We start from the raw sequence: 12,780 nt of genomic DNA on the forward strand, positions 1-12,780 counted from the left end.
TACATTCCGAACCCGGAAGCTAAGCCTCACAGCGCCGATGGTACTGCAGGGGGGACCCTGTGGGAGAGTAGGACGCCGCCGAACAATTCTTCTGAAGAACCCCCGATCCACCAGGATCGGGGGTTCTTCGCATTTCCGTTGACGTATCGTCGGTGCATGGATGATCAGACAGCGGTCACTGCGATCAGCGTGCTCAGCCCCTGGCAGCGCGACGGCGCCCTGCGTGTCCTGGCGGAGGCCCAGGCGGTGGACGGCCGGGCCGCCGTGTCCGAGCAGGGCCGGCTCCGGCTGCGGAACGCCGAGGCGGCTCGCCCTGGCGTCACCCACGTCATCGAGGCGGAGGCCGGGCCGGGGGCCGACGCCGTTCTCGGCTACGGCCAGCTCGAGGTCCCCGAGGGCCGGGACGCCCGTCCCGCTGCCGAGCTGGTGGTCGATCCGGCCGCCCGCGGGCGCGGCCTGGGCCGTCCGCTGGTGGACGCCGTCCTCGCGGAGGCCCACCGGGCGGGCCGCGACGCGGTGGACTTCTGGGTGCACGGCGGGCACCCGGCGGCCCGGCACCTGGCCGAGGCCTACGGGGCCGAGCTGGTGCGCGAGCTGCGGCAGATGCGTCGGAGCGGTCCGCAGACCGAGGTGGTGCCCGTTCCCGAGGGCGTCGAGCTCCGCACCTTCCGCCCGGGGGAGGACGACGCCGAGTGGCTGCGACTCAACGCCCTGGCCTTCGCCCACCACCCGGAGCAGGGTGCCTGGACGGCCGATGACCTGGCCGAGCGCCTCGCCGAGCCCTGGTTCGATCCGGCCGGCTTCTTCCTCGCCACCCGGAACGGCAGGGTGGTGGGCTTCCACTGGACCAAGGTGCACCCCGCCACTGCCACCGAGCCGCAGCTCGGCGAGGTCTACGTGGTCGGGGTGGACCCGGCCGAGCAGGGCAGTGGACTGGGCCGCGCGCTGACCGCGGCCGGCCTGCGCCATCTGACGGGGTCCGGAGCCGGCGAGCGCGGACTGGAAACCGTCCTCCTCTACGTCGACGCCGACAATCCGGCCGCTGTGCGGGTATATGAACGACTGGGATTCACCGTTCACGAGGTGGACCTGATGTACCGAGTCCAGTACCAGGCGGACCGATCCGCCTAGCCACCGCTGCGGTTCGGGCGACCGCCGCAGTACGGCCGGGTCGATCGGGCGGCCCGGCGGCCCCGCCGATGCGCGCGACCGCCCGGGCCGCACCCGGGCGGTCGACGGCGCGGGACGGAAGACGGCACCGCCCCTAGCCCCGACCGATTCAGCTTTCCTCCTGGCCATGCGGTGTTTACCGTGGATTCAATTGCTGCCGCGAAGATCACAGGATGAAGTCCGTAGTGTCTCGCTCGTGCAGAGTCGACCGCCATTCCCCGGCCGGTCCTGTACGGACCGCGCCCGGTGGGTGGGCGCTGTTCCCGGGAGCGGCCCGGAGTGAGGGCGACGGCCCGCAGAGCCATTCGTGTCCGGACGGCGTCCTGTCGCTGGAGGAGCTGGAGCCCATGAGCATCCCCCGCCCCGTCTCTGCCCCGCTGTCGCCGACGGCCCGGATGTCCGGTTCGCTGGGCATCCCGCCGGAGCTGCCGGCCGCGGACGAGCAGGACCTCGAAGCACTGCCGCAGGGCCGCTTCCTGGACCGCGAGCGCAGCTGGCTCGCGTTCAACGAGCGCGTCCTGGAACTGGCGGAGGACCCGGGGATACCGCTCCTGGAACGCACCAAGTTCCTGGCCATCTTCGCGAGCAACCTGGACGAGTTCTTCATGGTCCGGGTGGCCGGGCTGAAGCGCCGCATCGCCACCGGCGTCGCCCAGCGCAGCGCATCGGGCCTCCAGCCGCGCGAGGTGCTGGACCTGATCTGGACCCGCTCGCGCGAGCTGATGGCGCGGCACGCCGCCGCCTTCCAGCAGGAGGTCCTGCCGGACCTCGCCGCCGAGGGCATCGAGGTGGTCCGCTGGTCGGAGCTGGCCGAGAAGGAGCAGGCCCGGCTGCACACGCTGTTCCGGCAGAAGATCTTCCCGGTGCTGACCCCGCTGGCCGTCGACCCGGCGCACCCCTTCCCGTACATATCGGGGCTCTCCCTCAACCTGGCCGTCGTGGTGCGCAATCCGGTGTCCGGCCACAAGCACTTCGCCCGGGTGAAGGTGCCGCAGTCGCTGGCCCGCTTCCTGGAGGCCTCGCCCCAGCGGTACGTGCCGTTGGAGGACGTCATGGGCGCCCACCTCGAGGAGCTCTTCCCGGGGATGGAGGTGCTGGCCCACCACGCCTTCCGGGTCACCCGCAACGAGGACCTCGAGGTGGAGGAGGACGACACCGAGAACATCCTCAAGGCCCTGGAGAAGGAGCTGATGCGGCGGCGCTTCGGCCCGCCGGTCCGGCTGGAGGTCGAGGAGTCGATCGACCCCTACATCCTGGACCTGCTGGTGCGGGAGCTGAACATCACCGAGGCGGAGGTGTTCCCGCTGCCCGGGCCGCTGGACCTGACCGGGCTGTTCGGGATCGCCGAGCTGGACCGCCCGGAGCTGCGGTACCCGAAGTTCGTGGCCGGTACGGCCCGTGGGCTGACCGACGTCGAGTCGGCCTCGCAGCCGGACATCTTCGCCGCGATGCGCGAGCGCGACGTGCTGCTGCACCACCCGTACGACAGCTTCTCCACCTCCGTGCAGGCGTTCCTGGAGCAGGCCGCCGCCGATCCGGACGTGCTGGCGATCAAGCAGACCCTGTACCGCACCTCGGGCGACTCGCCGATCGTGGACGCGCTGATCGACGCGGCGGAGTCCGGCAAGCAGGTGCTGGTCCTGGTCGAGATCAAGGCGCGCTTCGACGAGCAGGCGAACATCAAGTGGGCCCGCAAGCTGGAGGAGGCCGGCTGCCATGTGGTCTACGGCCTGGTCGGGCTGAAGACCCACTGCAAGCTGTCGCTGGTGGTCCGCCAGGAGGGCGACACCCTGCGCCGCTACTCGCACGTCGGCACCGGCAACTACCACCCGAAGACCGCCCGGCTGTACGAGGATCTCGGTCTGCTCACCTCCGACCCGCAGGTCGGCGCGGACCTCTCGGACCTGTTCAACCGGCTCTCCGGCTACTCGCGCCGCGAGTCCTACCGCCGGCTGCTGACCGCGCCGCGCGGCCTGCGGGACGGTCTGGTCGCGCGGATCCACAACGAGATCGCCCACCACAAGGCGGGCCGGCCGGCGTACGTGAAGATCAAGGTCAACTCGATCGTCGACGAGGCCGTGATCGACGCGCTGTACCGGGCCTCGCAGGCCGGGGTGCCGGTGGACGTCTGGGTGCGCGGCATCTGCGCGATCCGGCCCGGCGTGCCCGGGCTGAGCGAGAACATCCGGGTGCGCAGCATCCTGGGCCGCTTCCTGGAGCACTCCCGGGTCTTCGTGTTCGGCAACAACGGCGATCCGGAGGTCTGGATCGGCAGCGCCGACATGATGCACCGCAACCTGGACCGCCGGATCGAGGCGCTGCTGCGGATCACCGACCCGGCGCACCGCGCCGAGCTGTCCGGGCTGATCGACCTCGGGATGTCGGACGAGTCGGAGTCCTGGCACCTGGGGTCGGACGGCGCCTGGACCCGCCACTCGCTGGACGCCGAGGGCCGGCCGCTGCGACACGTCCAGGACCTGCTCATCGACTCGCGTCAACGCCGCCGGGCCGCCACCTCGCGCTGACGCGTCCACTGATGCGAGCCGCCGGAGCGGTTCCGGGCCCTCCGCGCCCGACGGGAACGCGCTCCGGCGGTCGGCCACCAGCTCCGGGGGACGGCTCCGGGGGAACGGGGATCTACCACGCCATGACCGATGCGCCGATGACGGCCCAGGCGGCCTCCACAGCGACCGCCGGGGACATCCTTTCCCGCCATCTCACCGCCCAGGCCGGCGCGTTCCTGCGCGCCCTGCCGCTCGCGGTGGGCGAGGTCGGCGCGAGACCGGGCACCGCCGCGGTCGTCCCGGCGGCCGGTACCGCCGACCTGCTGCGGACGGTCCGGCGGATCGGCGGGCTGCTGCACACCTTCGGCGCCCTGTTCGAGCAGACCTGGGCCCAGGAGTCGCGCACCGAACTGCGGTGGCTGCTCAACCTGTTGGCGCTGGAGCCCGGTTACGCCCGCCGCTCGGCCCGGCTGCTGGGCGCGCTGGACTCGCTGAGCGGCACCGCCCCGGAGGGCACCGGCATGCTGGCGGGGCACGCGGGCGCGCCCAAGGCGCGGGCGCTGCTGGACCGGCAGCTGACCCTGGCCCGGACGAGGGCGCACTCCACGGTGCTCCAGGAGCTCCGCTCGGCCCGGCTGCACGCGCTGGCGGACCGGATGACCCTGCTGGTGGGGGAGGCGCCGCTGCTGGAGGCGGCCGGCGGCCGGGCCCCGGTGGTGCTGCTGCCGCAGGTGGCCGCCGCGTTCACCGCGCTGGCCGCGACCGCCAACCAGCTGCCGCTGCAACGGGCCGCGACGCCGTACGGCGGTGACGGGCTGCGCCGGCTGGGCGCGGTGTCGCCGTCGGCGGCCGCCCTGGGGCAGGAGAGGCCCGGCGCACGGGGTGCGGTGGACGCGGACAGTGCGCTGGCGGCCGACGACGCGCCCTGGTGCCGGCTGCGGATCCTGGTGAAGCGGGCCCGGTACGCGCTGGAGGTGTGCGGTCGGCCGTCGTCCGAACTGGACGAGCTGGACGCGGTGCTGGGCCGGCACCAGGACGCGGCGGACGCCGCGGTGACCGCCGCGACCGCGGCGCGCACTCCGCGGATCACCCCGGCGACCGCCTACGTGCTGGGCGTGGTGCACGCCGACCAGCGCCTGGAGGTGGAGGCGGCGCGGTACGCCTTCGGCCGCCGGTGGCCGGACCTGCCGCCCGGCCTCGACGGCTGGCTGGAGATCCCCCCGGCCGACGGCTGGGGGCACCCTCCCGCACCGCGGACGGCCTGAGGTGGGCGACCGCCTGGGCAACGGCCGTGCCCCGGGTGCCGACGCCGGGCGCACCGGTGAGGGCGGGCGCCCGGATCCGGGACACCGCCCGGGCGACGGCCGGCTGCCCGGCACCGGGCCGGCCGCCGGCGCCGTGCCCGGAGCGGCCCCCGGAGCGGCCCGGGGCCCGGTGATCCTGGCCGCGGGGGCGGTGCTGTGGCTGCCGGGCCGGCCGAAGCCGAGCGGCCGGCTGGGCCGGCCGCGGGTCGCGGTGATCCACCGCCCGAAATACGACGACTGGAGCCTGCCGAAGGGGAAGCTCGACCCGGGTGAGGGGGTGGTCGGTGCGGCGCTGCGCGAGGTGTGGGAGGAGACCGGCTTCCACTGCCTGCTCGGCCCGGAGCTGCCGACCCAGCACTACCTGGCGCAGGGCCGTCCGAAGGAGGTGCGGTACTGGGCGGCGGTGCCGACCAGCGGGGCCTTCCGACCGAACCGGGAGGTGGACCGGCTGGAGTGGCTTCCGGCCCGGAAGGCCAGGGCGCGGCTGACGCACGACCGGGACCGGTTGCTGATCGACGCCCTGCTGCTGGTACTGGGTTCGAAGCCCGTACGGACGGGCGGTGGGCCGTCGGCGGGAGAGGGTGGAAGTGATCTCCCCGCGCCCTCGCCGTGACGCAACCGTTACTACGTGACGTAGTTTCCTGACATCCGTTCGAGGTTCACTCCGCGTTCACTTGCGACCGGCTGTCGTGTCACCTGCCCGGCCTAACTTCGGGATCACCGGAGGGCCGAACGGGCCCCGGACCTCAGCAAAACCCGCGCCCGGTCGTCTGCAGGACGGCCCGCGACGGGCAATGCCACAGAAAGGGACACCCTGTGAAGCTCCAGCGGAACGGCCGCTCCAAGGCCCTCGCCATCGGTGCCATGGCGCTCGTCAGCTCGCTGTCGCTCGCCGCCTGCGGTTCGGACGACAACGGCACCACCAAGGCGTCCGGTGGCTCCGGCGGCACCACTGCGGCCTCGTCGATCAACTGTGGCAAGGCCGGTTCGCTGATCGCCGCCGGTTCGACCGCCCAGGGCGCGGCGATGGACGTGTGGAAGACCACCTACAGCGCCGCCTGCTCCGGCACCACCATCAACTACCAGGGTGGCGGTTCCGGTGCCGGCATCCAGCAGTTCAACCAGGGCAAGATCCAGTTCGCCGGCTCCGACTCGGCCCTCAAGCCGGCCGAGGTCGACTCCTCCAAGGCGGTCTGCTCCGGCGGCCAGGGCATCGACCTGCCGATGGTCGGCGGCCTGATCGCGCTGGTCTACAACGTCGACGGCCTGGACAACCTGGTGCTGGACGGCCCGACCGCCGCCAAGATCTTCGACTCGCAGATCACCAAGTGGAACGACCCGGCGATCGCCGCCCTGAACCCGGGCGCCAAGCTGCCGGACGCGGAGATCCAGACCTTCCACCGCTCGGACGACTCCGGCACCACCGAGAACCTGACCAAGTACTTCGCCGCCGCCGGCAACGGCGCCTGGTCCTACCCGGCCGGCAAGGCCTGGGCGGGCAAGGGCGGTCAGTCGGCCAACGGCAGCGCCGGTGTCTCGGCCCAGGTGAAGCAGGTCAAGAACTCGATCAGCTACGTCGAGCTCGCCTACGCCCAGACCAACAGCCTGAAGAGCGCCGCGATCAACACCGGCGCCGCCAAGCCGGTCGCGGCCACCGCCGAGAACGCCGCCAACACCTTCGCCAAGGCGCAGGTCGCCGGCACCGGCAGCGACCTCGCGCTGAAGCTCGACTACGCGACCAAGGAAGAGGGCTCCTACCCGCTGGTCCTGGTCACCTACGAGATCGTCTGCGACAAGGGCAACAAGGCCGACACCCTCGACACCCTGAAGTCCTTCCTGACCTACACGGCCAGCGACGCCGGCCAGAAGGCCGTCGGCGAGAAGGGCTACGTCCCGCTGCCGAAGACCCTCACCGACAAGGTCAACGGCGTCATCACCACCCTGGCCTGACCCGTCAGGCCGACCGGTGGGACGGCCCCCTGAGCGAGGGGGGCCGGGGCCGTCCCACCGGGACCGACCGACCCAGCACCAACGTCCGGGGCACCGCCGCCATGGTGCCGTCCCCCTTCCGGGGCGGCGCCACCAGACCGGAGTAGACCAAGATGACTTCATCCTCCCCTGCCGCCCCGCGAGGCAGGGAACGCCGACAGCGTGACAGCCGCGTCGGCGACAAGATCTTCATGAACCTCGCCCGCGGCTCGGGCATCCTGCTGCTGGTCATCATGGGTGCCATCGCCGCGTTCCTGGCCTGGCGCTCCGCCCTCGCGCTCAGCACCGACCAGGGCAACTTCCTCACCACGTTCGAGTGGACGCCGGACGCCCCGAAGCCGGTCTTCGGCATCGCGGTCCTGGCGGTCGGCACCATCGTGAGCGCCGTCATCGCGATGGTGATCGCCGTTCCGGTGGCGATCGGGATCGCGCTGTTCATCTCGCACTACGCGCCGCGCCGGATCGCCCAGCCGTTCGCCTACCTGGTCGACCTGCTCGCCGCCGTCCCCAGCATCGTCTACGGCCTCTGGGGCGCGCTCTTCCTGGTCCCGCACATGAACGGCCTGACCAGCTGGCTCAACGACTACCTGGGCTGGACGTACGTCTTCGACCAGACCAGGACCGGCACCCCGCGCAACCTGTTCACCGTCGGCATCCTGCTGGCGATCATGGTCCTGCCGATCATCACCGCGGTCTCCCGCGAGGTGTTCCGCCAGGTGCCGCGGATGCACGAGGAGGCGGCGCTCGCGCTCGGTGCGACCCGCTGGGAGATGATCCGCACCGCGGTGCTGCCGTTCGGCCGCCCCGGCATCATCTCGGCCTCGATGCTCGGCCTCGGCCGCGCGCTCGGCGAGACCATCGCGGTCGCGGTGGTGCTCTCCGCCAACAACGTCCTGTCGCTGCACATCCTCGACGCGGGCGGCGGCACCTTCGCGCAGAACATCGCGCTGAAGTTCGCCGAGGCCGGCGACAACGGGCGCAACGCGCTGATGGCCTCCGGTCTCGTCCTGTTCGTGATCACCCTGCTGGTGAACGGCGCCGCGCGACTGATCATCGCCCGCCGCAAGGAGTACTCGGGGGCCAACGCATGACCGCCGTCACGACCGTCCCCTCGGACGCCCGGCCGCTCGGCCGGACGCTGACCGCCAACCGGCTGCCCAAGTGGGCCCCGCCCGTCACCGTCGCCGGCTCGATCGCCGTCGGCTGTGCGATCGGCGCCGTCGGCGGCCTGCGCAGCCACCTCCAGTGGGGCCTGATCTCGGCCGTGCTCTTCCTGCTGGCCAGCTACCTGGTCTCGGCCCAGGTCGAGGGCCGCCGCCAGGCCAAGGACCGGCTCGCCACCTCGGTGGTGTGGGTCGCCTTCATCCTGGCCGTCGTCCCGCTCGTCTCGCTGACCGTCTACACGGTGCAGCAGGGCATCGAGGTGGTGAACGGGAACTTCCTGAGCCACTCGATGAAGGGCGTGATCCAGTCCGGCCCCGGCGGCGGCATCTACCACGCACTGATCGGCACCCTGCAGCAGGTCGGCCTGGCCACCGCGATGGCGGCCCCGCTGGGTCTGCTGACCGCCGTCTACCTGGTCGAGTACGGCCGCGGCCGGCTCGCCAAGGCCGTCACCTTCTTCGTCGACGTCATGACGGGCATCCCGTCCATCGTCGCCGGTCTGTTCATCCTCTCGCTCTGGAACCTCGCCCTGGGCTTCGCCTACTCCGGCTTCTCGGGCAGCCTCGCGCTGGCGATCCTGATGATCCCGGTCGTGGTCCGCTCCACCGAGGAGATGCTCAAGCTCGTCCCGAACGAGCTGCGCGAGGCCTCGTACGCCCTCGGCGTGCCGAAGTGGAAGACCATCCTGCGGGTCGTCCTCCCCACCGCCATCGGCGGGATCACCACCGGCGTGATGCTCGCGGTCGCCCGCATCACGGGCGAGACCGCCCCGGTGATGATGCTGGTGTTCGGCGCCGACGCGATCAACACCAACCCGTTCGAGGGGCCGCAGCAGTCCCTGCCGATGTACATCTGGCAGCAGTACTCGATGGTCAACAACGACTTCGGCTACGCCCGTGCCTGGGGTGCCGCGCTGGTGCTGATCGCCTTCGTGATGGGGCTCAACCTCATCGCCCGGGGCATCGCACGCTGGCGCTCGCCCAAGGGCGGACACTGACCGACCACTGACGTACGAAGACAGACGAGAGAAGCAACGATCATGGCCAAGCGCATCGACGTCAGCGGACTGTCGGCCTACTACGGCACCACCAAGGCCATCGAGGACATCTCGATGAGCATCGAGCCCCGTTCGGTGACGGCCTTCATCGGCCCCTCCGGCTGCGGCAAGTCCACCTTCCTGCGCACCCTCAACCGGATGCACGAGGTGATCCCCGGCGCCCGGGTCGAGGGCAAGGTCCTGCTGGACGACGAGAACCTCTACGGCGCCAACGTCGACCCGGTCGCCGTGCGCCGCTCGGTCGGCATGGTCTTCCAGCGGCCGAACCCCTTCCCGACCATGTCGATCTACGACAACGTGGTCGCCGGGCTCAAGCTCGCGGGCGTGAAGAAGAAGGCCGTCCTGGACGAGGTGGTGGAGCGCTCGCTGAAGGGCGCCAACCTCTGGAACGAGGTCCACAACCGGCTGAACAAGCCGGGCGCGGGCCTCTCCGGCGGCCAGCAGCAGCGGCTGTGCATCGCCCGGGCGATCGCGGTCGAGCCGCAGGTCCTGCTGATGGACGAGCCGTGCTCCGCGCTCGACCCGATCTCCACCCTCGCCATCGAGGACCTGATCGGCGAGCTGAAGTCGCAGTTCACCATCGTCATCGTGACCCACAACATGCAGCAGGCGGCCCGCGTCAGCGACCGCACCGCCTTCTTCAACCTGGCGGGCGTGGGCCAGCCGGGCAAGCTGATCGAGCTGGACGACACCCAGCGGATCTTCTCCAACCCGTCGGTCCAGGCGACCGAGGACTACATCTCCGGCCGCTTCGGCTGAGCCGCCGGACCCCCGGCTGTCTCGCGGTGCTGCATGGCGGTGCCGCCGCGGGGCATGAGAAGGGCCCGCCCCCGAGATGTGGGGGCGGGCCCTGTCGCCGTTTCCGGGACCGTTGCGCGCTCAGCCCCAGAACAGGTGCACGAACCAGTACACCAGGGCGGCGACGAGGGCGGCCGCCGGCATCGTGATGAACCAGCCGAGCACGATGTTCTTCGCGACGCCCCAGCGCACCGCGCGGATCCGCTTGGTCGCCCCGACGCCCATGATCGCCGCGGTGATGACGTGGGTGGTGGAGATCGGCGCCTTGAAGACGAACGACGTGATGTACATGACCGCCGAGGAGGTGGCCTCGGCCGCGAAGCCCTGCGGCGGGTCCAGCTCGATGATCTTCCGGCCGAGGGTGCGCATGATCCGCCAGCCGCCCGCGTAGGTGCCGAGCGACAGCATGGTCGCGCAGGAGATCTTCACCCAGACCGGGATGTCACCGGTGGTCTGGTGGCCGGAGATGGTGAGCGCCATCACCACGATGCCCATGGTCTTCTGGGCGTCCTGGAGGCCGTGCGCCAGCGCCATCGCGGCGGCCGAGGCGGTCTGGGCGACCCGGAAGTTGCGCTTGGCCCGGTGCGGGTTGGCCCGCCGGAAGATCCACAGGATCGCCAGCATCACCACGAAGCCGCCGACCAGGCCGACCACCGGGGACACGATCATCGGAATGACGATCTTGTCGACGACCCCGTTCCAGATCACGTCGATGCCGCCGGCCAGCGCCGCACCCACCATGCCGCCGAACAGCGCGTGCGAGGAGGAGGACGGCAGGCCGAAGTACCAGGTGACGAGGTTCCAGGCGATCGCGCCGACCAGGGCTGCGAACAGGATCGCCATCCCCTGGTTGCCGCTCGGGGTCTCGATGATCCCCTTGGAGACGGTGTGCGCCACGCCGCTGCCCAGGAAGGCACCGGCCAGGTTCATCACCGCGGCCATCGCGAGCGCGGCCTTCGGGGTGAGCGCCCGGGTGGAGACCGAGGTGGCGATCGCGTTGGCCGAGTCGTGGAAGCCGTTGGTGTAGGTGAAGAAGAACGCAACGCCGATGACGGCGATGAGTGCTGCCATGTCCACGTGGGTCAGGACTCCTTGACCGCGATGGTCTCCACGGTGTTGGCGACGTGCTCGAACGCGTCCGCCGCCTCCTCAAGGACGTCCACGACCTGCTTGAGCTTGAGCACCTCGATGGCGTCGTACTGGCCGGAGAACAGGTGGGCGAGCAGCTTGCGGTGGATCTGGTCGGCCTGGTTCTCCAGCCGGTTGACCTCGATCCAGTACTCGGTGAGGTTCGACATGGTGCGCAGGTTCGGCATCGCCTCGGCGGTCAGCTCGGCGGCCCGGGCCAGCACCTCGATCTGCTGCTCGATGCCCTTCGGCAGGGTCTGGATGTCGTAGAGGACGACCAGGTCGACGGCCTCCTCCATGAAGTCCATGATGTCGTCCAGCGACGAGGCCAGGCTGTAGATGTCCTCGCGGTCGAACGGCGTGATGAAGGAGGAGTTCAGCTGGTGGAAGACGGCATGGGTGGTGTCGTCCCCGGCGTGCTCGGCGGCGCGCATGCGCTCGACGATCTCCGCGCGGGCCGAGACGTCTGATCCCAGCAGTTCCAGCAGGAGCTTCGAGCCGACGACCAGGTTCTCCGCCGCGGCGGCGAACATGTCGTAGAAGCTCGTCTCCTTCGGGGTCAGGCTAAAACGCACGGAAATCTCCGATGTGCGGGGTAGGGACTGAACGATGCTAGGTGCAACCGAGCGCAATCACGCAAACGGGGTGGTACCGGGGGAGGAGGAACCTCCCCTTCCGTTCGGCTACCGGACCGGCTGACCCGCACCGCACGACGGGGGTGCGGACGGGAGCCCCCAGTCTGACGGAACCCCGCCCGGATCGCCCCCGTCGTGCGCGTCCGGGACGGGGGCGCCGCTCAGACGGGTGAACCGCGCCGGGGCCCGCGCCGGGCCGTCCGGCACATGCCGGGTGGGCCGTCGGAACACCACGGAAGGCCCGGGTGTTGGACACTGGAGGCCGACGCAGCCACCAGGCACTCAGACGAAGGCGGGCCGATGACCACGACGCAAGCGCGCACCGAGCCGGACCACGCGCACGGGGCCGGGCCCGAAGCCGACACCGCACCGGGGGCCGGCACCGCCGCCGCAGCCGAGGCCGTCGACGGGCACCAGGGCGGCCACGGCCCGCACGGCTACAGCGCGCAGAAGGACGCCCACCTCAAGCGGCTGCGCCGGATCGAGGGCCAGATCCGCGGCCTCCAGCGGATGGTCGACGAGGACGTCTACTGCATCGACGTGCTCACCCAGGTCTCGGCCAGCACCAAGGCGCTGCAGTCCTTCGCGCTCTCGCTGCTGGAGGAGCACCTGCGGCACTGCGTCGCCGCGGCCGCCGAGCAGGGCGGCGTCGAACTGGACGCCAAGGTGGCGGAGGCCACCGCCGCGATCGGCCGGCTGCTGCGCAGTTGAGCCGCGGCTGACGTCCGGGAGGGGCGCGGCCGAAGCGCCCGGCCCGGTGGCCCGCCGTCAGCCCTCCCGCTCGCCCCGGCCCGGCTCCACCCGGTCCAGCAGCACCTCGTCGATCCGCTCGGTCGGCAGCCGGTCGCCGCTGCTGGCCGTCGCGGCGATCATCAGCTCGCCGGCCAGCTCGATCTCGTCGAGGGCCGCGTCATCGTGGCCGCCGCTGCGGCCGCCCGTGGACGACACCACTCGCACCACCCCTTCAGTGCCTCGCCAGCCCGGGCGGCAGCCACCCGACGTCCAGCCTAGGCACTCCGGGGCCCGTCCAC

The 12,780-nt window shown here is 71.3% G+C and carries 11 protein-coding genes, 1 rRNA gene and 1 pseudogene; 10 read left to right on the forward strand and 3 right to left on the reverse strand.

From position 1 onward, the window contains the following. The 9 genes and pseudogenes from rrf to pstB all read left to right on the forward strand — a co-directional run. Nucleotides 1-84: ribosomal RNA gene (rrf, locus tag ACGF07_RS26385) — 5S ribosomal RNA — on the forward strand; the annotation flags it as partial. Between the two features lie 72 nt (nt 85-156). Beyond that, nucleotides 157-1,131: a mycothiol synthase gene (mshD, locus tag ACGF07_RS26390; RefSeq protein ID WP_392902628.1), complete on the forward strand. Its 975-nt coding sequence runs from the start codon at nt 157-159 to the stop codon at nt 1,129-1,131. 485 nt (nt 1,132-1,616) lie between these two features. Next, nucleotides 1,617-3,695, forward strand: a pseudogene (locus ACGF07_RS26395) (RNA degradosome polyphosphate kinase); the annotation flags it as partial. A 122-nt stretch (nt 3,696-3,817) separates the two neighbouring features. After that, a complete protein-coding gene (locus ACGF07_RS26400) occupies nt 3,818-4,939 on the forward strand; it encodes a CHAD domain-containing protein (RefSeq protein ID WP_392902630.1) in 1,122 nt (373 codons plus the stop codon). A gap of 1 nt (nt 4,940) precedes the next feature. Then, nucleotides 4,941-5,591, forward strand: a complete 651-nt coding sequence (locus ACGF07_RS26405) for an NUDIX hydrolase (RefSeq protein WP_392902633.1) — start codon at nt 4,941-4,943, stop codon at nt 5,589-5,591. Between the two features lie 203 nt (nt 5,592-5,794). Beyond that, the gene (gene pstS / locus ACGF07_RS26410; RefSeq protein ID WP_350737270.1) at nt 5,795-6,928 is read left to right on the forward strand and encodes a phosphate ABC transporter substrate-binding protein PstS; all 1,134 of its coding nucleotides are present in this window, start codon (nt 5,795-5,797) and stop codon (nt 6,926-6,928) included. Between the two features lie 152 nt (nt 6,929-7,080). After that, complete coding sequence (gene pstC, locus ACGF07_RS26415) at nt 7,081-8,058, forward strand: phosphate ABC transporter permease subunit PstC (RefSeq protein ID WP_350737272.1); 978 nt, start codon at nt 7,081-7,083, stop codon at nt 8,056-8,058. Next, a complete protein-coding gene (pstA, locus tag ACGF07_RS26420) occupies nt 8,055-9,128 on the forward strand; it encodes a phosphate ABC transporter permease PstA (RefSeq protein ID WP_350737275.1) in 1,074 nt (357 codons plus the stop codon). The genes pstC and pstA overlap by 4 nt, the downstream gene beginning before the upstream one ends. Before the next feature lie 42 nt (nt 9,129-9,170). Then, nucleotides 9,171-9,947, forward strand: coding sequence for a phosphate ABC transporter ATP-binding protein PstB (pstB, locus tag ACGF07_RS26425; protein ID WP_350737278.1), 777 nt, complete (start codon nt 9,171-9,173; stop codon nt 9,945-9,947). Between the two features lie 120 nt (nt 9,948-10,067). On the opposite strand, the gene ACGF07_RS26430 is transcribed toward pstB, so the two are convergent. Together ACGF07_RS26430 and ACGF07_RS26435 are read right to left on the reverse strand one after the other, a co-directional pair. Next, a complete protein-coding gene (locus ACGF07_RS26430) occupies nt 10,068-11,063 on the reverse strand; it encodes an inorganic phosphate transporter (RefSeq protein WP_350737281.1) in 996 nt (331 codons plus the stop codon). Nucleotides 11,064-11,068: 5 nt separating this feature from the next. Next, nucleotides 11,069-11,689 (reverse strand): DUF47 family protein, encoded by a 621-nt coding sequence (locus tag ACGF07_RS26435; protein ID WP_329489086.1) that lies wholly within the window; start codon nt 11,687-11,689, stop codon nt 11,069-11,071. Nucleotides 11,690-12,049: 360 nt separating this feature from the next. Between ACGF07_RS26435 and ACGF07_RS26440 the strand changes: the two genes are divergently transcribed. Continuing rightward, the gene (locus tag ACGF07_RS26440) at nt 12,050-12,460 is read left to right on the forward strand and encodes a metal-sensitive transcriptional regulator (RefSeq protein WP_392902638.1); all 411 of its coding nucleotides are present in this window, start codon (nt 12,050-12,052) and stop codon (nt 12,458-12,460) included. 57 nt (nt 12,461-12,517) lie between these two features. On the opposite strand, the gene ACGF07_RS26445 is transcribed toward ACGF07_RS26440, so the two are convergent. Then, entirely contained in the window at nt 12,518-12,700 is a 183-nt protein-coding gene (locus ACGF07_RS26445; protein WP_350737290.1) for a hypothetical protein, read from the reverse strand. Between the last annotated feature and the right edge of the window lie 80 nt (nt 12,701-12,780).

Origin of the sequence: Kitasatospora sp. NPDC048194, from assembly GCF_043202455.1 — a bacterium.
In the GTDB taxonomy this organism is placed as follows: domain Bacteria; phylum Actinomycetota; class Actinomycetes; order Streptomycetales; family Streptomycetaceae; genus Kitasatospora.

What these genes read in the sequence shown, in the direction of transcription:
- ACGF07_RS26440 (WP_392902638.1), top strand. Translation starts at nt 12,050, where the DNA reads ATGACCACGACGCAAGCGCGCACCGAGCCGGACCACGCGCACGGGGCC.
- ACGF07_RS26400 (WP_392902630.1), top strand. Translation starts at nt 3,818, where the DNA reads ATGACCGATGCGCCGATGACGGCCCAGGCGGCCTCCACAGCGACCGCC.
- pstC (WP_350737272.1), top strand. Translation starts at nt 7,081, where the DNA reads ATGACTTCATCCTCCCCTGCCGCCCCGCGAGGCAGGGAACGCCGACAG.
- mshD (WP_392902628.1), top strand. Translation starts at nt 157, where the DNA reads ATGGATGATCAGACAGCGGTCACTGCGATCAGCGTGCTCAGCCCCTGG.
- pstA (WP_350737275.1), top strand. Translation starts at nt 8,055, where the DNA reads ATGACCGCCGTCACGACCGTCCCCTCGGACGCCCGGCCGCTCGGCCGG.
- pstB (WP_350737278.1), top strand. Translation starts at nt 9,171, where the DNA reads ATGGCCAAGCGCATCGACGTCAGCGGACTGTCGGCCTACTACGGCACC.